The organism is Streptomyces sp. NBC_00249 (genome assembly GCF_026342355.1).
Classification (GTDB): Bacteria; Actinomycetota; Actinomycetes; order Streptomycetales; family Streptomycetaceae; genus Streptomyces.
Map to the genome: position 1 here is coordinate 166188 of NZ_JAPEMV010000002.1, position 20079 is coordinate 186266.

At 71.0% G+C, this 20079-nt stretch carries 14 protein-coding genes; 10 read left to right on the forward strand and 4 right to left on the reverse strand.

Annotated features, from left to right (window positions below; all coding sequences use genetic code 11):
• Window positions 1-410: 410 nt before the first annotated feature.
• The 9 genes from OOK31_RS09600 to OOK31_RS09640 all read left to right on the forward strand — a co-directional run bounded on the left by OOK31_RS09600 (window position 411) and on the right by OOK31_RS09640 (window position 14004).
• Complete coding sequence (locus OOK31_RS09600; protein WP_267012007.1) at window positions 411-4178, forward strand: nitrate- and nitrite sensing domain-containing protein; 3768 nt, start codon at window positions 411-413, stop codon at window positions 4176-4178.
• Window positions 4179-4187: 9 nt separating this feature from the next.
• A complete protein-coding gene (locus OOK31_RS09605; protein ID WP_008739864.1) occupies window positions 4188-4601 on the forward strand; it encodes a roadblock/LC7 domain-containing protein in 414 nt (137 codons plus the stop codon).
• Window positions 4602-4752: 151 nt separating this feature from the next.
• On the forward strand, window positions 4753-5145 hold the full coding sequence (locus OOK31_RS09610; protein ID WP_267012008.1) for a DUF742 domain-containing protein: 393 nt from the start codon (window positions 4753-4755) through the stop codon (window positions 5143-5145).
• Window positions 5126-5710 carry an ATP/GTP-binding protein gene (locus OOK31_RS09615; protein ID WP_266573764.1) on the forward strand — a complete coding sequence of 195 codons (585 nt, stop codon included), beginning with the start codon at window positions 5126-5128 and terminating at the stop codon, window positions 5708-5710. The genes OOK31_RS09610 and OOK31_RS09615 overlap by 20 nt, the downstream gene beginning before the upstream one ends.
• A gap of 293 nt (window positions 5711-6003) precedes the next feature.
• Window positions 6004-9204, forward strand: coding sequence for a nitrate- and nitrite sensing domain-containing protein (locus tag OOK31_RS09620; RefSeq protein WP_267012009.1), 3201 nt, complete (start codon window positions 6004-6006; stop codon window positions 9202-9204).
• Between the two features lie 10 nt (window positions 9205-9214).
• Window positions 9215-9628 (forward strand): roadblock/LC7 domain-containing protein, encoded by a 414-nt coding sequence (locus OOK31_RS09625; RefSeq protein WP_030037347.1) that lies wholly within the window; start codon window positions 9215-9217, stop codon window positions 9626-9628.
• Window positions 9629-9721: 93 nt separating this feature from the next.
• On the forward strand, window positions 9722-10276 hold the full coding sequence (locus tag OOK31_RS09630) for a DUF742 domain-containing protein (protein WP_267012010.1): 555 nt from the start codon (window positions 9722-9724) through the stop codon (window positions 10274-10276).
• Window positions 10257-10841 carry an ATP/GTP-binding protein gene (locus OOK31_RS09635; RefSeq protein WP_136214583.1) on the forward strand — a complete coding sequence of 195 codons (585 nt, stop codon included), beginning with the start codon at window positions 10257-10259 and terminating at the stop codon, window positions 10839-10841. The genes OOK31_RS09630 and OOK31_RS09635 overlap by 20 nt, the downstream gene beginning before the upstream one ends.
• A 79-nt stretch (window positions 10842-10920) precedes the next feature.
• The gene (locus OOK31_RS09640) at window positions 10921-14004 is read left to right on the forward strand and encodes an NACHT domain-containing NTPase (protein ID WP_267012011.1); all 3084 of its coding nucleotides are present in this window, start codon (window positions 10921-10923) and stop codon (window positions 14002-14004) included.
• Window positions 14005-14035: 31 nt separating this feature from the next.
• Here the strand turns inward: OOK31_RS09640 and OOK31_RS09645 are convergent, their stop codons facing one another.
• Together OOK31_RS09645 and OOK31_RS09650 are read right to left on the reverse strand one after the other, a co-directional pair.
• On the reverse strand, window positions 14036-14224 hold the full coding sequence (locus OOK31_RS09645; protein ID WP_267012012.1) for an acyl-CoA carboxylase subunit epsilon: 189 nt from the start codon (window positions 14222-14224) through the stop codon (window positions 14036-14038).
• A 23-nt stretch (window positions 14225-14247) separates the two neighbouring features.
• Entirely contained in the window at window positions 14248-15831 is a 1584-nt protein-coding gene (locus tag OOK31_RS09650) for an acyl-CoA carboxylase subunit beta (RefSeq protein ID WP_267012013.1), read from the reverse strand.
• Window positions 15832-16091: 260 nt separating this feature from the next.
• On the opposite strand from OOK31_RS09650, the gene OOK31_RS09655 reads away from it, so the two are divergent.
• A complete protein-coding gene (locus tag OOK31_RS09655) occupies window positions 16092-16712 on the forward strand; it encodes a YceI family protein (protein WP_267012014.1) in 621 nt (206 codons plus the stop codon).
• Between the two features lie 31 nt (window positions 16713-16743).
• Here the strand turns inward: OOK31_RS09655 and OOK31_RS09660 are convergent, their stop codons facing one another.
• Both OOK31_RS09660 and cimA read right to left on the reverse strand, forming a co-directional pair.
• Window positions 16744-18090 (reverse strand): hypothetical protein, encoded by a 1347-nt coding sequence (locus OOK31_RS09660; RefSeq protein WP_267012015.1) that lies wholly within the window; start codon window positions 18088-18090, stop codon window positions 16744-16746.
• 83 nt (window positions 18091-18173) lie between these two features.
• A complete protein-coding gene (gene cimA, locus OOK31_RS09665; RefSeq protein ID WP_267012016.1) occupies window positions 18174-19796 on the reverse strand; it encodes a citramalate synthase in 1623 nt (540 codons plus the stop codon).
• Window positions 19797-20079 lie beyond the last annotated feature (283 nt).

The following is a 20079-nucleotide window of genomic DNA, read 5'->3' on the forward strand; positions in this document are numbered from 1 at the left end:
TAATGGACGGTCAATTCCGCCCGCCTAAACGGACATTGCGCCACTGAATGCGCCATTCCGCTCCTGATCATCTCGACTGGGACACCTTGCCAGGCGCAAGCTTTGATTGGCGTAAGTCCGATTCCTCCCGATAGGGCTTCCACATCCCGTAGCCCGTCCATCACAAGCCGTAACCGGCTCGCCGGGCCGACACGCGCACCTTGTTGGAGATCCCCCACTGTGCTGGAATTCGCGGGACCGCCGCGGGAATCAGCCGGCGCGCAGGTGGCGCGAGACAGCGCCGAGCGCGGTGGCACGGAGAGGGAGACGCGCCGGTCACCGACGACCACCATGGGGCCGTCAGTGCCCCACGACTCGACACCGTCCAGCCGGTCAACGGCGGGACGCCTGGTCCAGAGGTTGCGACGCTAGTGCAGGGACGATTCAAGAGGGATGGCAAGGGTTCCCCCCAGGCCCGCCAGGGCCGTGGGGAAGCTGCGACGGAGCAGGAGCCGCGCGGCGGGACCGAGCGTGGCTCCTCACCCCAGCACGCCCAGAACCGCGGGCCGGCTGTCGAAGGAGCGGGCCCCGACGCCGCCGCTCCGGTGAAGGCGAAGGGCCGCGGCAAAGCCGGCAAGGCCGTGAAGCCGAGCCGGGGCAAGGGCAAGACCGAGTCGGCCGAGCTTGCCGAGGCGATACCGAAGGCCCCCAGTGGGCCCGGTTCCCGCCTCGCCATGCAGAACTGGCGCATCAGCACGCGACTGGTGTCGCTGCTGACCCTGCCCGTCGTCGCCGCCACCACGCTCGGTGGCTTCCGCATCAACGACTCCATGAACGACATCGAGCAGCTGGAGCACATGCAGCTGCTGACGACGATGACCCGGCAGGCCACCAACCTGGCCGCCATGCTCCAGGAGGAGCGGGACAAGTCGGCCGGTCCGATGTCGCAGGTCAAGGACGGCAAGACCAACAGCCTCGTCCAGGGCGTCCGCGACCAGACCGACACCGCCGCCAAGGCCTTCGCCAACGCGACCGACAAGGTCGACAGCGCGGAGGACAAGGACGAGACCCTCAAGTCGATCCGCAACAACATCCTGCAGATCGGCCGCCAGCTCACCGGCATCGAGGACATCCGCAAGAAGGCGTACGTCAACGGCGCCCAGCAGACCGTCACCGAGTACAACGCCCTGATCGTCTCGCTGCTCTCGCTGTCGCAGGACATGGCCCAGGCCACCTCCAGCCCCGAGATGATCAAGCGCACCCGTGCCCTGGCGGCGTTCTCCTCCGCCAAGGAGTACGCCTCCATCCAGCGCGCGATCATCGCCGCCTCGCTCCCCGAGAGCGGCGACAAGCCGGGCAAGCTGGAGGAGAACGACCGCCTCTACGCCCTCTCCGCGCTGCGCGGCGAGAGCCAGTCGAAGAAGACCTTCGAACTCGTCTACCAGGGCAAGCCCGAGGAACTCCTCGCGGCGCTCGGCGACGGCAACACGGAGATCGGCAGCGCCGACCACTACGCCCGCCGCGTGCTCAGCACCCAGGGACAGTTCGGCAAGGAGAAGAACCGGTCCTGGATGGACTGGTACGACGCCGACGACACCAAGCTCCAGGCCATGAAGGTCATCGAGCTGACCCTGCTCGAGGACATGGAGCAGAAGGCCCGCGAGCTCAAGAGCGAGTCGCAGCAGGACGCCATCATCAACGGTGCCCTGATCCTCCTCGTCCTCGGTGTCTCGCTCGTCGGCGCCTTCGTCATGGCCCGGTCCATGATCCGTTCGCTGCGCCGCCTGCAGGACACCGCGACGCGCGTCGCCCAGGACCGTCTGCCCGAGCTCGTCAAGCAGCTCTCCGAGTCGGACCCGCAGGACGTCGACACCTCCGTGGAGTCCGTCGGTCTGCACACCCGCGACGAGATCGGCCAGGTGGCCGCGGCCTTCGACGACGTGCACCGCGAGGCCGTCCGCCTCGCCGCCGAGCAGGCCCTCCTCCGGGGCAACGTCAACGCGATGTTCACCAACCTCTCGCGCCGCTCCCAGGGCCTCATCCAGCGTCAGCTCTCGCTCATCTCCGAACTGGAGTCGCGCGAGGCCGACCCGGACCAGCTCTCCTCCCTCTTCAAGCTCGACCACCTCGCGACCCGCATGCGCCGTAACGGCGAAAACCTCCTCGTCCTCGCGGGCGAGGAGCCGGGCCGCCGGTGGACCCGCCCCGTCCCGCTCGTCGACGTGCTCCGTGCCGCGGCGTCCGAGGTGGAGCAGTACGAGCGCATCGAACTCTCCTCGGTGCCCGGCACCGAGGTCGCCGGCCGCGTCGTCAACGACCTCGTGCACCTCCTCGCCGAGCTGCTGGAGAACGCCACCTCGTTCTCCTCCCCGCAGACCAAGGTCAAGGTCACCGGTCACGCGCTGCCCGACGGCCGGGTGCTGGTCGAGATCCACGACACCGGCATCGGCCTCTCCCCCGAGGACCTCGCCGCGATCAACGAGCGGCTCGCGTCGCCGCCGACCGTGGACGTCTCCGTCTCCCGCCGCATGGGCCTGTTCGTGGTCGGCCGCCTGTCCCTGCGACACGGCATCCGCATCCAGCTGCGTCCGTCCGACTCGGGCGGTACCACCGCGCTCGTCATGCTGCCGGTGGACGTCGCCCAGGGCGGCAAGAAGCCGGCTCCGATGGCGGGCCAGGGCGGTCAGGGCGGCCCCGGGGGCGGCCAGGGCGGTCCCGGTGGACAGGGCGGTCCCGGCGGCCAGGCCTCCGTGCCCGGCGCCGGCGCACGTCCCCCCGTGGGCGCGGGCCAGCAGCGCGGCCAGGTCACCGGCGGGGCCCAGCGTCCCGCGCTGCCGGGCCAGAGCGGTCAGGGCGGTCCCGGTGGCCCCGGCGGCCCCGGCGGGCAGCAGCGTCCGCAGGGCGGTCCCGGTGCTCCGACGGGCCAGGCCCAGGGCCAGGGTGCCTTCGGCTCCGGCGGCCCGCTCCCGGCGCGCGGCCAGCAGCCCGGCGGCCCCCTCGGTGGCCAGCAGGGCCGGCAGGCGTCCGCGCCGTCCGCGTCCGGTCCGGCCGGGTTCCCGCAGGGCAACGGCTTCGAGCGTCCGCAGCAGCCGCAGCAGGGCCAGCAGCAGCCGGGCCAGCACCCGCAGCAGGGCCAGCCGCAGCAGCCCGTCAAGCGCCGGCGGCCGCAGCTGCCGCCGCAGGGCGGCGCGCCCCGACCGGAGCTTCCGGGTGCGGGCGCCACGCCCACCGGGCTCCCGCAGGGCACCAGCTGGGGCGGCGGCCAGGGCGGCCACGAGGTCCCGCGCGGGCACGACGAGCTGTCGGGCCCCGGCTCCACGGCCGAGTTCGCCCGCCCTGACTACAACGCCCCGCTCCCGCAGGGCGCCGGCGGCAACCCGGCCAACAGCACGACCGGCCAGTTCCAGCGCCCCGACCAGCACGGTTTCCAGGACCCGTCCAGCACCGGGCAGTTCGAGCGCCCGCAGCTGGGCGGCGGCCCGATGGACCCGGCTTCCACCGGCCAGTTCGCCCGCCCGGGCGGCCCCGGTGTCGGCGGCTACGCCCCGCAGCAGCCCCAGCAGCAGGCCCCGGCCCCGCAGCAGCAGCAGCACGGCGGTTACGCCCCCGCGCCGCTCCCGCCGCGCGCCGAGGCTCCGCGACTGCCGCAGGCGTACCAGCCGGAGGCCCTGCCGCCGGCGCAGGGACCGGCCGAGGTGCGCAGCCCGATCTTCGACACCCTGGAGTCCAACTGGACCCCGCAGGGTGGCCCGCAGCCCGCCGTGCAGGCACCGGCCGTCCCCCAGCAGCCGCAGCGCCCGCAGCCCCAGCAGCAGGCGCAGCAGCAGACACAGCAGCGCGGTCAGGAACTCGCGGCCGAGCCCGCCACGGCGGTCACCGGCAGCACTCCGACGGTCAGCTGGAAGTCCTCCCCGAACGACGAGCTGATGCGGCAGGCCGAGCGCGTGCGCCAGCCCGCCGCCGGCGGGATCACCACCTCGGGCCTGCCCCGCCGGGTACCGCGGGCGAACCTCGTGGCCGGCACCGCGCAGCAGCAGGCCGAGGCCCAGGCGGGCCCGCAGGTATCGCGTGCCCCGGACGACGTCCGCGGCCGTCTCACCAACCTCCGACGCGGTATCCAGCAGGGGCGCCAGGCCGGCACCACCGGCCCCGCGACCGGCAGTTACCACATCGACCCCACTTACCAGCAGGAGCGATAGTTGAGTTCGATGAGCCAGGCGGCACAAAACCTGAACTGGTTGATCACCAACTTCGTGGACAACACCCCCGGGGTGTCCCACACGGTGGTGGTCTCCGCCGACGGACTCCTTCTGGCGATGTCCGAAGGATTCCCCCGTGACCGCGCCGACCAGCTGGCGGCCGTGGCCTCCGGTCTGACCTCGCTGACCGCCGGGGCCTCCCGGATCTTCGAGGGCGGCGCCGTCAACCAGACCGTGGTCGAGATGGACCGGGGATTCCTCTTCCTCATGTCCGTCTCCGACGGATCCTCGCTGGCCGTACTGGCGCACCCCGAGTGCGACATCGGCCTCGTGGGCTACGAGATGGCCCTCCTCGTGGACCGCGCCGGAAGCGTCCTCACCCCGGACCTCCGCGCGGAGCTGCAGGGAAGCCTGCTCATCTGACTTCCACTCTCCCGGCCGGACGGTACTTCCGGCCGGGGGACCGGGACTCCGCACCCGGAACCCAGTACACCCGCCAGGCCGTCATCACGTCCCCCCACCGGCCGCCCCGTCAGACGGCAAGCTGACCAATGCTGTCCAGCCCGGAGGATCAATGACCCCGCCCCCCGCCTATCCCGATGCGTACGGAGACTCGTACTCGGAAGGCGATCAGCCGCTGGTGCGTCCGTACGCGATGACCGGTGGCCGGACCCGGCCGCGTTACCAGCTCGCCATCGAGGCGCTGGTCAGCACCACGGCCGACCCGATGCACCTCTCGAACCTGCTTCCCGAGCACCAGCGCATCTGCACGCTGTGCCGTGAGGTGAAGTCGGTCGCCGAGGTCTCCGCACTTCTGTCGATGCCGCTCGGTGTCGCCCGGATCCTCGTGGCCGACCTGGCCGAGGCCGGAATGGTGGCCATCCACCAGCCGGGCAATGGAGAGGCCGGCGGAACGCCGGACGTAACGCTGCTCGAGAGGGTTCTCAGTGGACTTCGCAAGCTCTGACGGCGGAGCGGCTCCTCGCTCCACCACCTCCGCGAAGATCGTGGTGGCCGGCGGCTTCGGCGTGGGCAAGACCACGTTCGTCGGCGCGGTCTCCGAGATCAACCCGCTGCGCACCGAAGCCGTCATGACCAGCGCCTCCGCCGGAATCGACGACCTCACCCACACCGGTGACAAGACGACCACCACGGTCGCCATGGACTTCGGCCGCATCACCCTGGACCAGGACCTGATCCTGTACCTCTTCGGTACCCCCGGACAGGACCGCTTCTGGTTCATGTGGGACGACCTCGTACGCGGCGCCATCGGCGCGATCGTGCTCGTGGACACCCGCCGGCTGGCCGACTGCTTCCCCGCCGTGGACTACTTCGAGAACAGCGGCCTGCCGTTCGTCGTGGCGCTCAACGGCTTCGAGGGGCACCAGCCGTACACGCCGGAGGAGGTCCGCGAGGCCCTCCAGATCGGCCCCGACGCCCCCATCATCACCACCGACGCCCGCCACCGCGCGGACGCCAAGAGCGCGCTCATCACGCTCGTCGAGCACGCGCTGATGGCACGGCTCAAGTAGCACGCTTTCCAAGGCCGTACGCCGGGGCGGGCTGTGTCATAGGACACGGCCCGCCCCTGTCGTTCATAACGTTTCGACAGAGAATTAAACGGCCGTCGGCCACTGCCCGCGTTCGCCTGGTGCCGCTCTGCGCACAACTGGCCCCATTTTTGCCGCAGGTCGCTCTTTATGTCCGGTTTATGTGGGGCTTAAGGCTCTGGGAACGGCCGGTTTCAACTGTTTGGAACACGGCCGTGCATCGTGCTGGAATTCAACGAACTAGCTAGTAGCACCGCCGAGAGGTTGTTGGTCGAGTGAGGCGAAGCAACTCGAGCCCCGCGGATGAACCCGCGCGCGGCAACTTCACCCCGCCGCCGCGCGCGGCCATGTCGCCCGTCGACGTGCCCGTGGACCCACCCGCGAGCGGCGGCAGCACCAGCAAGCTCTCGCCCCGCAACTGGCGTGTGGCGACCCGGCTGAACGCCATCCTCCTGGTACCCGTCCTCGTCGGACTGGTCATGGGCGGCTTCCAGGTGAAGGGGTCCGTCGACAGCTGGAACGAGGCGAAGGACGCCGAGAAGACCGCCCGGATCGTCCAGGCCGCGGCCGAGTACGGCCAGGCCCTCCTCAACGAGCGCGACCTCACGGCGGAGCCGCTCCTCAAGGGCGACCGCAACAACGACGCCGTGACGAAGTCCTACGCGGCCACCGACGCGGCCAAGGCCAAGTTCGCCGAGGCCGCGAAGGACCTGCCCGCGAAGCAGGGCCTGGAGCGCCGTCTGGAGCTCTTCCGCCAGGAGGAGCCGAAGCTGGAGCTGGTCCGCAAGACGGCCTACGCCGTCCCGGAGACCCCCAAGAAGAACCTCCCCGCGCAGGCCGGCCCCATCCCGACCGAAGAGGGGTACGTGCTGGTCCAGCACTACCTCATGCAGTTCTCCAACGAACTGGGTCTGGGCACCGGCAACGTCACCAGCTACGGCCGCATGGTCTACGCGATCGAGCTGGCCAAGGCCGCGAACTCGCTCCAGCGTTCCGTGGGTACCCACCTGCTGGTCCGCCCGAGCGAGAACGAGGACACCCGCAAGGCCCAGCTCGTCGCCTTCTCCTCCTACGCCTACCTCGAAGAGATAGCCGTCGGCGAGTACGTCGCCGCCGGCACCGACGAGGACGTGAACCGGCTCAAGGAGGTCATGGGCAAGAAGTCCCAGGAGGGTGCCGCCAAGCTCGCGCAGGCCAAGCAGGCCGCCGAGCAGTCCGGCACCGTCTTCAAGGCTCCGCCCGTGGTCAACGGCTCCGCGCTGACCGGTATGACCGAGGCGATCGCCAGCGGCGCGAAGAACACCACCCTCGCGCTGGCCGGCACCACGCCCCCCGCCTGGCAGGCCGCGTCCACCGCCAAGTTCGACGGCTACGCCGAGGTCGAGAAGGACCTCCTCGACAAGGCCGTCAAGGACGCCGTCGCGGTCTCCGACGAGTCCCGCACCGACGCGATCGTCACCGGCGCCATCGTGGTCGTCGCCCTGCTCGCCGCGTTCATCCTGGCCGCCATGATGGCCCGCCAGATGAGCCGCGCGATGCTGCGCCTGCGCAGCTCCGCCTTCGACATCGCCGAGCAGCGCCTGCCGATGCTCGTCGACCAGCTCTCGCGCACCGACCCGGGCAAGGTCGACACCCGTGTCGCCCCGATCCCGATCACCTCCCAGGACGAGATCGGCGAGGTCGCCCGCGCCTTCGACCAGGTCCACCGGGAAGCGGTCCGGCTCGCCGCGGAGCAGGCGCTCCTGCGAGGGAACGTCAACGCGATCTTCACGAACCTCTCGATGCGCAACCAGTCCCTGATCGAGGGCCAGCTGACCCTCATCACCGACCTGGAGAACAACGAGGCCGACCCGGACCAGCTGGAGAACCTCTTCCGCCTGGACCACCTCGCCACCCGTATGCGCCGCAACGGCGAGAACCTCCTCATCCTCGCGGGTGAGAACCCGGGCCGCCGCTGGGACCAGCCGGTCCCCCTCGTCGACGTCCTGCGCGCCGCCTCCTCCGAGGTGGAGCAGTACGAGCGCATCGAGCTCTCGGGCGTCTCCGACGCCGAGATCCACGGCCAGGCCGTGACCGACCTCGTGCACCTGCTCGCCGAGCTGCTGGAGAACGCCACCACGTTCTCCTCCCCCCAGACCAAGGTCCGCGTCACCGCCACCCGTCTGCCCGACGGCCGTGTGATGGTCGAGATCCACGACAAGGGCATCGGCCTCACCGCCGAGGACTTCGCGGACATCAACCACAAGCTGGCCAACCCGCCGACCGTGGACGCCGCGATCTCGCAGCGCATGGGTCTGTTCGTGGTCGGCCGGCTGGCGGACCGCCACAGCATCCGCGTCCAGCTGCGCCCCTCGGGCGAGGCCGCGGGCACCACCTCGCTGGTCATGCTGCCCGACGCCATCACCCACGGTGGCGGTGGCGAGGGCATCCCGGACGACGACTTCACCGTCTCCCAGATGATCCCGCAGCAGCAGATCCAGCAGCCCGCCCCGCTGCGGACCGCCGCCGAGCTCGGCTTCGACGACTCGCGCTACGACGGCCAGGGCGGCCAGGAGGGCCGGGCGGCCGACGGCACGCCCCTGGACCCGATGGCCCGCTCCCTGAGCCATCAGGAGCGCCGGGCGGCGCTGGAGGCCCAGGTCGGCCAGCAGCAGCCGCAGGAGGAGGAGTACTCCGCCCAGGAGTATCCGGAACCTCAGCCGGAGCACGGGTACCAGCCGTACCAGGGCTACGAGCAGCCGTCCGCGCAGGGCTACGAGGAGACGTACGAACCTCAGCAGCAGGCGCAGGCCTACGAGTCGTACCCGGACCAGGGCTATGCCTATCCGGAAGTCGGCTACCAGGACCAGCAGCAGCCCGCGCAGGCGTACGAGAGCGGCTACGAGGACCAGTCCCAGCAGGCCGAGTGGCCCGAGCGGAACACCTACTCGGGCGCCTACCAGCAGGATTACGGGACCGAATCGGAACCCCAGGCCGCTCCCGAACCGGCTCAGGACCGCGTAGGCTTCGACCGTCCGGGCGCCTCTGCGGACGCCGGTCACGCAATGACCGGAGCGGGCCTGCCCAGGCGCGGCAGCCAGCAGCAGTGGCAGCCGGCACAGCAGGAAGCGGAGTCCTCCGGATCCCTCTTCGAGCAGCGGTCGCCGCGACAGCAGCCGGCCGCCGCCGCGGAGCGGGCCCCGGAAAGCACGGAAGCCGGCACGGCCTGGCGTTCGACGAACGACGAGCGCTGGCAGCAGGCCGGCAAACTCCGCGAGCCGAAGGCGGGCGGGGTCACCCCGTCCGGTCTCCCTCGGCGAGTGCCCAAGGCCAACCTGGTCGAGGGCGCTGCGGAGACGACCCCGCAGGGCGGCCCCGAGGTCTCCAGGGCCCCGGAGGACATCCGTGGCAGGTTGAGCAACCTGCGACGCGGTGTCCAGCAAGGCCGCAACGCGGGATCCGAGCAGTCAAGTAACAGCTATGACCAGGAGCGTTAGTGTGAGCGCGATGAGCCAGGCAGCGCAGAACCTGAACTGGTTGATCACCAACTTCGTGGACAACACCCCCGGGGTGTCCCACACGGTGGTGGTCTCCGCCGACGGCCTCCTGTTGGCGATGTCCGACGGGTTCCCGCGGGACCGCGCCGACCAGCTGGCGGCCGTGGCCTCCGGGCTGACGTCGCTGACCGCCGGGGCCTCCCGGATCTTCGAGGGCGGCGCCGTCAACCAGACCGTGGTCGAGATGGACCGGGGATTCCTCTTCCTCATGTCCGTCTCCGACGGATCCTCCCTCGCGGTGCTCGCGCACCCCGAGTGCGACATCGGCCTCGTGGGCTACGAGATGGCCCTCCTTGTCGACCGTGCGGGCAGTGTCCTGACTCCGGACCTGCGCGCCGAGCTGCAGGGAAGTCTTCTCAACTAACAGACAGACAGTGTGTTTCGCGTCATCGCACCGTAGGGTGCGGTGGCGCGGTTCCACAGGGAGTACTGCGTTCTTGGAGTCGGAGGAGGAAACGTGACAACACCCGGAGGACATCCTTATGGCGGCCAGCAGCCGCAGGGTGGGCACGACCAGAACCGCTTCAACTTCCCTTCTGCTCCCAGCCGGCCCGTGCCGGAGCACAACCCCTACCAGCAGCAGCAGTACGGCCAGCCCCAGCCGCCCCCGCAGTCCCAGCGTCCTTCGCAGCAGCCCCTGCGCGGTGGTCCGCCGCAGGCTCCGAAGGCGCACAACCCGCTGGTGCGCCCGTACGCGATGACCGGCGGCCGTACCCGGCCGCGTTACCAGCTCGCCATCGAGGCGCTGGTCAGTACCACGGCCGATCCCGCGCGGCTGCAAGGGCAGTTGCCCGAGCACCAGCGCATCTGCCGCCTGTGCCAGGAGATCAAATCCGTCGCGGAGATCTCGGCACTTCTCTCCATTCCTCTTGGTGTCGCCCGCATCCTCGTCGCCGACCTGGCGGAGGCGGGCCTTGTCGCCATTCACCAGCCCGGCGGCGACGAGTCTGCCGGCGGCCAGCCAGACGTGACACTGCTCGAAAGGGTGCTCAGTGGACTTCGCAAGCTCTAACGGCGGAGCGGCTCCTCGCTCCACCACCTCCGCGAAGATCGTGGTGGCCGGCGGCTTCGGCGTGGGCAAGACCACGTTCGTCGGCGCGGTCTCCGAGATCAACCCGCTGCGCACCGAAGCCGTCATGACCAGCGCCTCCGCCGGAATCGACGACCTCACCCACACCGGTGACAAGACGACCACCACGGTCGCCATGGACTTCGGCCGCATCACCCTGGACCAGGACCTGATCCTGTACCTCTTCGGTACCCCCGGACAGGACCGCTTCTGGTTCATGTGGGACGACCTCGTACGCGGCGCCATCGGCGCGGTGGTCCTCGTCGACACCCGCCGCCTCGCGGACTGCTTCCCCGCGGTCGACTACTTCGAGAACAGCGGCCTGCCGTTCGTGATCGCCCTGAACGGCTTCGACGGCCACCAGCCGTACACGCCGGAGGAGGTCCGCGAGGCCCTCCAGATCGGCCCCGACGCCCCCATCATCACCACCGACGCCCGCCACCGCGGCGACGCCAAGAGCGCGCTCATCACGCTCGTGGAACACGCGCTGATGGCACGGCTGCGGTAGTTCGCGCCCGCTCCGTGCGGAACGCCGGGAACCCGATACGGGTTCCCGGCGTTCTGTCTTTCTGACGGAGGGGGCACGTGTGAGCGCTGAGGCTGCGGCCATCAATCTGGGCAGGGTGCTGGCGACCCGCGCGGTGTCGCTGTGGCTGGGGCCGCGGCGGCGCGAGCAGGAGGCCGCCTCGTCAATGTCGGAGCTGATCCGCGTGCGCGTGTCGGGCCTGAGGTACCAGCGCAGCCTGGAGCGGCAGTTCGAGGACATGGCCGACGCCGTGGCCGCCCGGCTGGAGCCGCTGCTCGCCCACGAGTTCCGGGGCCTCGCCGCCAACGAGCGCCGGGCCGCGACCGACGCCGTGTGCGACACCTTCGCCCGCGCCGACCTCTCCGACGAGGCGGTGATCGGCGCCGACGCCGACCCCGCGGAACTGGCCCGGCGGATCCGCCGCGCGGTCGCCGTACCGCCGGGCCTGTCCGAACCGGCCCTCGCCTTCCACGAGGCCCTGTTCGCCGAGTCCGTCGACTGCTACGTACGCATCCTGCGGCACCTGCCGGTCTTCACCGAGCGGGCGGTCACCGAGCTGCTGGGTCGCACCACCACGCTCGCGGCCGAGGTGGCCCGCGCTCTGGACCGGCTCCCTGCCCGCTCGCTGTACGCGCCCGAGGGCACGGGCGAGGACGAGGCCTTCCGCCGGGAGTACCTGGCGCTGATCAGCGAAACCCTAGACGAGGTGGAGCTGTTCAGCTTCGCCTCGGAGCGGGCACCCCGGACGAAGCTGTCCGTCGCCTACGTGAGCCTGCGCACCAGCGTCGGCGAGGGCGCCCGGCGTTCGCGCCGGATCCCCTCTCCCCGCCGGTCCGCGAGTGCCTGGGCGGAGGAGGACGAGGGCGGGCACGGCGTACGCGTCGAGGCCGCGCTCGGCGAGGCCCGCCGGGTGCTGCTGCGCGGCGAGGCGGGCTCCGGCAAGACCACCCTGCTCCAGTGGCTGGCGGTCACCGCCGCGCGCGGGGCCTTCACGGGCGAGCTGGCCGGGTGGAACGGGCTGGTCCCGGTCATGGTGAAGCTGCGCCGGTACGCGGGACGTGAACTCCCTTCCCCGGAAGCCCTGCTCGACCAGACGGCGGGCCCGCTGACGGGCCACATGCCGAAGGCGTGGACGGACCGGCTGCTCTCCGAGGGCCGGGTCCTGCTGATGGTCGACGGGGTCGACGAGCTCCCGGCGGGCGAGCGCCGCGGGGTGCGGCAGTGGCTGCGCAACCTGCTGGCCGCCTACCCGGACAACCGGGTCGTGGTCACCTCGCGGCCGGCCGCGGCGGGCAAGGACTGGCTGCGCACCGAGGAGTTCCAGCCGGTGCTGCTGGACCGGATGCGGCCGGCCGACCTGGTGGCGTTCGTCCGCCAGTGGCACCAGGCGGTACGGGAGCAGGGAGACCGGCTGCCGTGCGAGCCGGCGCAACTCCCCGACTACGAACGCTCGCTGATCACCAGCCTCCAGGACCGCCCGCACCTCCAGTCCCTGGCGGCGAGCCCCCTGCTGGCCGCGCTGCTGTGCGCGCTGCACCTGGAGCGGCGGCGCCAGCTGCCGCGCAACCGGATGGAGTTGTACCGCACGGCGCTGGAGATCCTGCTGCACCGGCGGGACACGGAGCGGGGTGTGCCCGGAGACCTGGACGTCTCCCTGACCCTGACGGACAAGCTGCGGCTGCTCCAGGACCTGGCTTGGCGGCTGTCGGACAACAACCGCAGCGAGATCGCGCGGGAACGGGCGGCGGGGCACGTGCACGCGGCGCTCGGCCGGATGCGGCACCTGGACGGGGTCGACGGGGAAGCGGTCCTGGAGCACCTCCTGGTCCGTTCGGGGGTGCTGCGCGCGCCGGCCGAGGACCGGGTGGACTTCCTGCACCGCAGCTTCCAGGAGTACCTGGCGGCGGCGGAGGCGGCCTCGGAGGACCGGATCGGGAACCTGGTGGAGCGGGCCCATCTGGACCTGTGGCACGAGACGATCGTGATGACGGCGGGCCACGCCAACCGCACCCAGCGGGAGGAACTGGTCCACGGCATCCTCGCCCGCGCCGCCGCCGAACCCCGCCACACCCGCCGCCTGCGCCTGCTGGCGGCGTCCTGCCTGGAAACGATGCCGTCCGTCCCCGACGCGGTCTCCGGCCCCCTGGACGAGGCCCTGGACGCCCTGATCCCGCCGCGCCGCATGAGCGAGGCCGCCTCACTGGCCGCGGTCGGCGCGCCGGTGCTGCGCCGGCTGCCGGATTCCCTGGCCGGTCTGTCCGACGCCGCCGTCGAGGCGCTCGTACGGACAGCCTCGCTGATCGGAGGGGAACAGGCCATGGACCGGCTCGGCAAGTGGGCCGATACCTCACACCCCGCGATCCGGCGACACCTGGTCGACTGCTGGGAGTCGTTCGAGTCCACGGAGTACGCCCGGCGCGTTCTCAAACGGCTCCCCCTGGAAGACCGGGTGATGTTCGTGACCCACCCGGCCCAGGCGTGCGCCCTGAGGGAGTTGCCGGAAATCCGCCACGTGGTCTTCGAGTGCCCGATCGAGGGATTCTCCGACCTGGGGCTGCCGGGCGACCTGGCTAGTCTGCACATGTTCGAGCTGCGCGGCACCATGGACCTCTCGCCCCTGCGGGCGTACCGGCGGCTTCAGCACCTGTCGCTGTGTGGGCAGGTCCCGCTGCGGGACACAGCGGTGCTGGGTGACCTCGCCGAGCTGGAAACCCTGACGCTGCTGTGGGATTCCCTCCCCGCACCTGCCCGGACGTCGCTGCCCCCGAACATCGCCAGCCTGACCCTCGCGACCTTGGAGCAGGGGGCCGACCTCGCCCCCCTGACATCCCTCGCCATGCTGCGCGAGCTGCGAATCGACGGTCACGGCAGCCCCGAGGGTCTCCTTGACCTGGCCGGTCTCGAGTCCCTGCAATTGCTGGAGCTCGGCCTGTACGACCTGAGTACGTGGCCGGCGAACGTCCGGAGCGCCGCCCCGGAGCTCACCACCCTCACCCTCCAGCACTGTCTGCTGCCGGACGACCTGGGCATCCTGTCCGCTCTGGGCCCCGTCCGCTCCCTGCGCCTCAAGGAGTGCACCACGCCCGATGGCCGCCCGCCGAACCTGGAATCCGTGCCCGAGGGCATCGAGGTCCAGACCGGCTGAGCGGCCATCGGGTGGAGCTGTAGCGCAGCGGCTAGCCCTGCCAGCTGTGCGGGGCCTGGAAGCCGCGGCTGCGTTCCAGGCGGCGCCAGCCGGCCGTGGAGCGGGGGGTGGTGGCGGCCTCGTCGGGGGTGGCGGCGGCGCGGGCCAGGAGGATCGCGGTGATCGCGGCCAGCTCCTCGGGCTCGGCGTTGCCCTTCTCGACCTTCAGCAGGGGGCTCATGGGTGGCAGGTCTCCTTCGCTCGTTACTGCGGCGGGTTGCCGTGCTTGCGGGACGGCAGATCGGCGTGCTTGGTGCGGAGCATCGCGAGGGCGCTGACGAGCACCTCGCGGGTCTCGGCGGGGTCGATGACGTCGTCGACGAGGCCGCGCTCGGCCGCGTAGTACGGGTGCATCAGCTCGGCCTTGTACTCCTTGACCATGCGGGCCCGCATGGCTTCGGGGTCCTCGGCGTCCGCGATCTGCTTGCGGAAGATGACGTTGGCCGCGCCCTCGGCGCCCATGACGGCGATCTCGTTGGTGGGCCACGCGTAGGTGAGGTCGGCGCCGATGGACTGGGAGTCCATGACGATGTACGCGCCGCCGTAGGCCTTGCGCAGGATCAGGGAGATCCGCGGGACGGTGGCGTTGCAGTACGCGTACAGCAGCTTGGCGCCGTGGCGGATGATGCCGCCGTGCTCCTGGTCGACGCCCGGCAGGAAGCCGGGGACGTCCAGGAGGGTGATGATCGGGATGTTGAAGGCGTCGCAGAGCTGGACGAACCGCGCCGCCTTCTCGGAGGCGTGGATGTCCAGGACGCCCGCGAGGTGGCCGGGCTGGTTGGCGACGATGCCGACGACCTGGCCGTCCATCCGCGCGAGGGCGCAGATGATGTTGCGGGCCCAGCGCTCGTGGATCTCCAGGACGTCGCCCTCGTCGACGAGCTCCTCGATGACCTTGAGCATGTCGTACGGGCGGTTGCCGTCGGCGGGGACCAGGTCCAGCAGGACGTCTGAGCGACGGTCCTTGGGGTCGCTGGTCTCGTGGACCGGCGGGTTCTCGCGGTTGTTGGAGGGGAGCATCGTGATGAGGTAGCGGACCTCGGAGATGCAGGTCTCCTCGTCGTCGTACGCGAAGTGCGCGACGCCGGAGGTCTCGGCGTGCACGTCGGCGCCGCCGAGGCCGTTCTGGGTGATCTCCTCGCCGGTCACCGCGCGGACCACGTCCGGCCCGGTGATGAACATCTGCGAGGTGTCGCGGACCATGAAGACGAAGTCCGTCAGGGCCGGGGAGTACGCGGCGCCGCCGGCGCAGGGGCCGAGCATGACCGAGATCTGCGGGATGACCCCGGAGGCCTTGGTGTTGCGCTGGAAGATGCCGCCGTAGCCGGCGAGGGCGGAGACGCCCTCCTGGATACGGGCGCCCGCGCCGTCGTTGAGGGAGACCAGCGGGGCACCGGCCGCGATGGCCATGTCCATGATCTTGTGGATCTTCGTGGCGTGGGCCTCGCCCAGGGCGCCGCCGAAGATGCGGAAGTCGTGTGCGTAGACGAAGACCGTGCGGCCCTCGACCGTGCCCCAGCCGGTGATGACACCGTCGGTGTACGGCTTCTTGGCCTCCAGGCCGAAACCGGTGGCCCGGTGCCGGCGCAGCTGCTCGACCTCCTTGAAGGAACCTTCGTCGAGCAGGAGCGCGATGCGCTCACGCGCGGTCAGCTTGCCCTTGGCGTGCTGCGCCTCGGTCGCACGGTCACTGGGGCCGCGCCGGGCCTCCTCGCGGAGGGAGTGCAGCTCGGCCACGCGCCCACGGGCGTCCGTCGGCTCGCTCGAAGTCTGGTCCACAACGGTCATGTACCGACCTTACGAAGCCGGCCCATCAAAACCCTCCGTTGGTTCTACACAGTCTCGGGCCCCATCCGCTGTGCGGGCCGGACAGAACCGCCGAAGGATGTATGGACTCCCCCAGTCGGGACCTTGGGCCTTTGTGGGGGTCCCACAAATTACGGGGACAGGACCCAAAGAAGTTGAACTTTGAACGGAATGGGTCTAGCGTCATTCTCGTTGAAAGTTAAACCAATCGGCCAGCAGGATCTTCCGAGGAGGAAGCAGTCATGGGTCTCTTCACCCGCCGCAACCAGACCACCGCCGCTCAGGGCACCGCCGCCGTCGCCACGCTCGAAGTGGACCCCGCGCTCGCCGCCCTCACCGGTGACTACGTCATCGACGCCGGCCACAGCAGCATCGGCTTCACCGTCCGCCACGCGATGGTGACCAACGTGCGCGGCAGCTTCACCGAGCACGAGGGCGCCCTGCACCTCGACGGGGCCGACCCCTCGCGGTCCACCGCCACCATCGACGTGAAGATCGCCTCGGTCGGCACGGGCATCGCCGACCGCGACGCCCACCTGCGCGGCGCCGACTTCTTCGACGCCGAGCTCTTCCCGCTGATGAGCTTCCGCTCCACCTCGGCGGCCGCGCTCGGCGGGGACACGTACCGGATCACCGGCGACCTGACGATCAAGGACGTCACCCGCCCGCTCTCCATCGACCTGGAGTTCGCCGGTTCCGCCACCGACGTCTACGGCAACGAGCGCGTCGGCTTCGAGGGCTCCGCCGAGATCCTGCGCTCCGACTGGGGCCTGACCTGGAACGCGGCGCTGGAGGCCGGCGGCGTGATGGTCAGCGACAAGGTGAAGCTGACCTTCGACATCTCGGCGATCAAGCAGGCCTGACGCCGCCGACGGCGCCGGACCCCGGGGGCGGCTACCAGCCGCCCCCGCCGTCGAAGCCTCCGCCACCGTCGAAACCGCCTCCGCCGCCGAAGTCCCCGCCACCGAAGTCGGACGGGTTGAAGTCGGCCCCGGAGACGTCCCCGCCCTCGAAGCCGCCGCCCGCGCCGCCGCCGAAGTCCGAGGCGTAGGCGGGCGTGGACATCATCGAACCGAGCATCGTGCCCATCAGCAGGCCCGGCAGCATGCCGCCGCCGAAGTAGCCGCCCGCCCAGGGACCGTACGCCGGGCCGGCGTCGTAGTAGGGGCGCCGGCCGTGCTCGGTGTCGACGGTACGGACCGCCGGGTCCAGGCCGTCGCGCAGCCGTACGGCGTCCGCCGCGCAGACCGGGACGTTACGGGCCGCCCCGGCGGGCGGGGCCCAGGCGGCGTCCTCGGTGCTCGGCCCGTGCCGGGGGTCGAAGAAGCAGGGCGACCGGCGCTCGGGCACCGGGCGGCCCTGGCGGCGCGCGTCCAGGCGGGCCAGCGCGTACCGGCCGTCCTCCAGCGCCTGCGTGACGCCCTGCACCTCGTGCGGCTGCTGGACCGAGGCCATGATCTGCTTGGCCTTCTCGTAGGAGTCGAGGCCCTGCTCGTAGTCCTTGCGCATGGCGTCGTCGGCGCCGGGCTCGCCGGGATGGAAGTCGAGGCGCTCCAGTTCCTCGCCGAAGGCCGTGATGTCCTCGTCCACGACCACGGCGAGCCGGGCGATGGCCTCGCGGCGGGCCTCTTCCTTCTTCCTGCGGTTGCGCTTGACCAGGGCGTACGCGCCCCCGCCGCCGACCAGCGCCACCACGCCGAGGCCGATCAGGGCGCCGGACGAGGAGCCCTCGTCGCCGGCGCCGGTGTCCCAGGAGGCCGGGGCGGCGCCCTTGGCCTGGGTCAGGGCCTGGTCGACGAAGTTGTTCAGCTGGGTGGCGGCGTCCACCGGGCCGCCGGTCTTCACGGCCTCGGTGAGGTTCTGTACGGCGTTCCTCGGCATCACGGCCTGGTCCGACCCGGCCTTGAACCCGTCGCCGAGGCGGATCGCGTAGAGCCCGGTGATGCCGGTCTCGGCGCGGACGGCGCCCAGCACCTTCTCCTGGGGGAACTCGGCGGTGGCGGGCAGTACCGCGACGAACACCGGCTTCCCGGCGGCCTCGATCTTCTTGGCCAGGGCCTGCGCCTCGGCCGGGGGGAGCTGCGCCTCGGCGCGGGGGTCGACGTAGACCGGGCCCTTCTTGAGGGCCTCGCCCACGGCGGAGACCCCGGTGGCGGCCGACGCCTGCGGGGCGACCGCGACGGCGGTCGCCGACAGGGCCAGCAGCACACCGGAAAGTACGGATATCAGCCTGGTCCTCATACTCCCGACGCTACCCGAACCCGCACTTTCCCGTGTGAGACGGACATAAGGGCGCCCGCATCCCGGCGCGCCCTGCGCCCCGACTACTCCGCCGGTTCGACGCCCGCGTGCAGGAGGCCGAAGGTGAAGGCGTCCTCCAGGGCCTGCCAGGAGGCGGCGATGACGTTCTGGGCGACGCCGACCGTGGACCACTCGCGGGTGCCGTCGGTCGTGGCGATCAGCACGCGGGTCGTGGACTCCGTGCCGTGCTTGCCCTCCAGGATGCGGACCTTGTAGTCGATCAGCTCGAACTTCGCCAGCTGGGGGTAGAAGCGTTCGAGGGCGACGCGCAGCGCGCGGTCCAGGGCGTTGACGGGGCCGTTGCCCTCCGCCGTGGCGACGATCCGCTCGCCCTTGGCCCACAGCTTGACCGTGGCCTCGTTGGCGTGGGTGCCGTCCGGGCGGTCCTCGACGATGGCCCGCCAGGACTCGGTACGGAAGTACTTGCGCGCCCGGCCCTCGACCTCGGCGCGCAGCAGCAGCTCGAAGGAGGCGTCGGCGGCCTCGTACGTGTAGCCCTGGAGCTCGCGCTCCTTGACCCGCTCGACCACGCGGGCGATCAGGGCGCGGTCGCCGCCGAGCTCGACGCCGAGTTCCTTGCCCTTGAGCTCGATGGAGGCGCGGCCGGCCATGTCGGAGACCAGCATGCGCATGGTGTTGCCGACCCGCTCGGGGTCGATGTGCTGGTACAGGTCCGGGTCGACCTTGATCGCCGAGGCGTGCAGGCCCGCCTTGTGCGCGAAGGCGGAGACGCCGACGTAGGGCTGGTGCGTGGAGGGGGTGAGGTTGACGACCTCGGCGATGGCGTGGGAGATGCGGGTCATCTCGGCGAGGGCGCCCGCCGGGAGGACGGTGCGGCCGTACTTGATCTCCAGGGCGGCGACGACCGGGAAGAGGTTGGCGTTGCCGACGCGCTCTCCGTAGCCGTTCGCGGTGCACTGGACGTGCGTGGCGCCCGCGTCGACGGCGGCCAGCGTGTTGGCGACGGCGCAGCCGGTGTCGTCCTGGGCGTGGATGCCGAGGCGGGCTCCGGTGTCGGCGAGGACGGTCGCGACGACGGCGGTCACCTGGGCGGGGAGCATGCCGCCGTTCGTGTCGCACAGGATGACCACGTCGGCGCCGGCCTCGTGGGCGGCGCGGACGACGGACTTGGCGTACTCGGCGTCGGCGCGGTAGCCGTCGAAGAAGTGCTCGCAGTCGACGAAGACCCGGCGGCCCTGTCCGACGAGGTAGGAGACGGTGTCGCGGACCATCTCCAGGTTCTCTTCGAGGGTCGTGCGCAGCGCCAGCTCGACGTGCCGGTCGTGGGACTTGGCGACCAGGGTGATCACCGGGGCGCCGGACTCCAGCAGGGCGCGGACCTGCGGGTCCTGGGCGGCGGAGCCGCCGGCCCGGCGGGTGGCGCCGAAGGCGACGAGCTTGGCGTGCTTGAAGTCGATCTCGGCGCGGGCGCGGGCGAAGAACTCGGTGTCGCGGGGGTTGGCGCCCGGCCAGCCGCCCTCGATGAAGCCGACTCCGAAGTCGTCCAGGTGCCGCGCGATCGTCAGCTTGTCCGCGACCGTGAGGTTGATGCCCTCACGCTGGGCGCCGTCGCGCAGGGTGGTGTCGAAGACGTGGAAGCCGTCGTCGAGTGCCTCTGTCGGCTCAGTCGCCTCTGTCGTCGTCATGCTGATCTGACTCCTGTCGGATGAGTGGTTCCGGAGACCGGGGATCCACTGCCCCCATCATCGCGCGCCCTTCGGTCCCGGCATGATTTCGGGCCGGGAAACGAAAAAACCTCTCGCGGGTGCGAGAGGTCTGCGCGCGGGTCTGAGGCACGGTGGCCGCTTCCGCGAAGGTCTTCCACGGTTCAGCGGTCACTGAGGACCGGCGCGCTGCTGTCCATAATCATGAGCTGAGCAGACACGCCCGCAGTGTTTCACACGGCTGGACGGCGGTGGACGCTGGTCT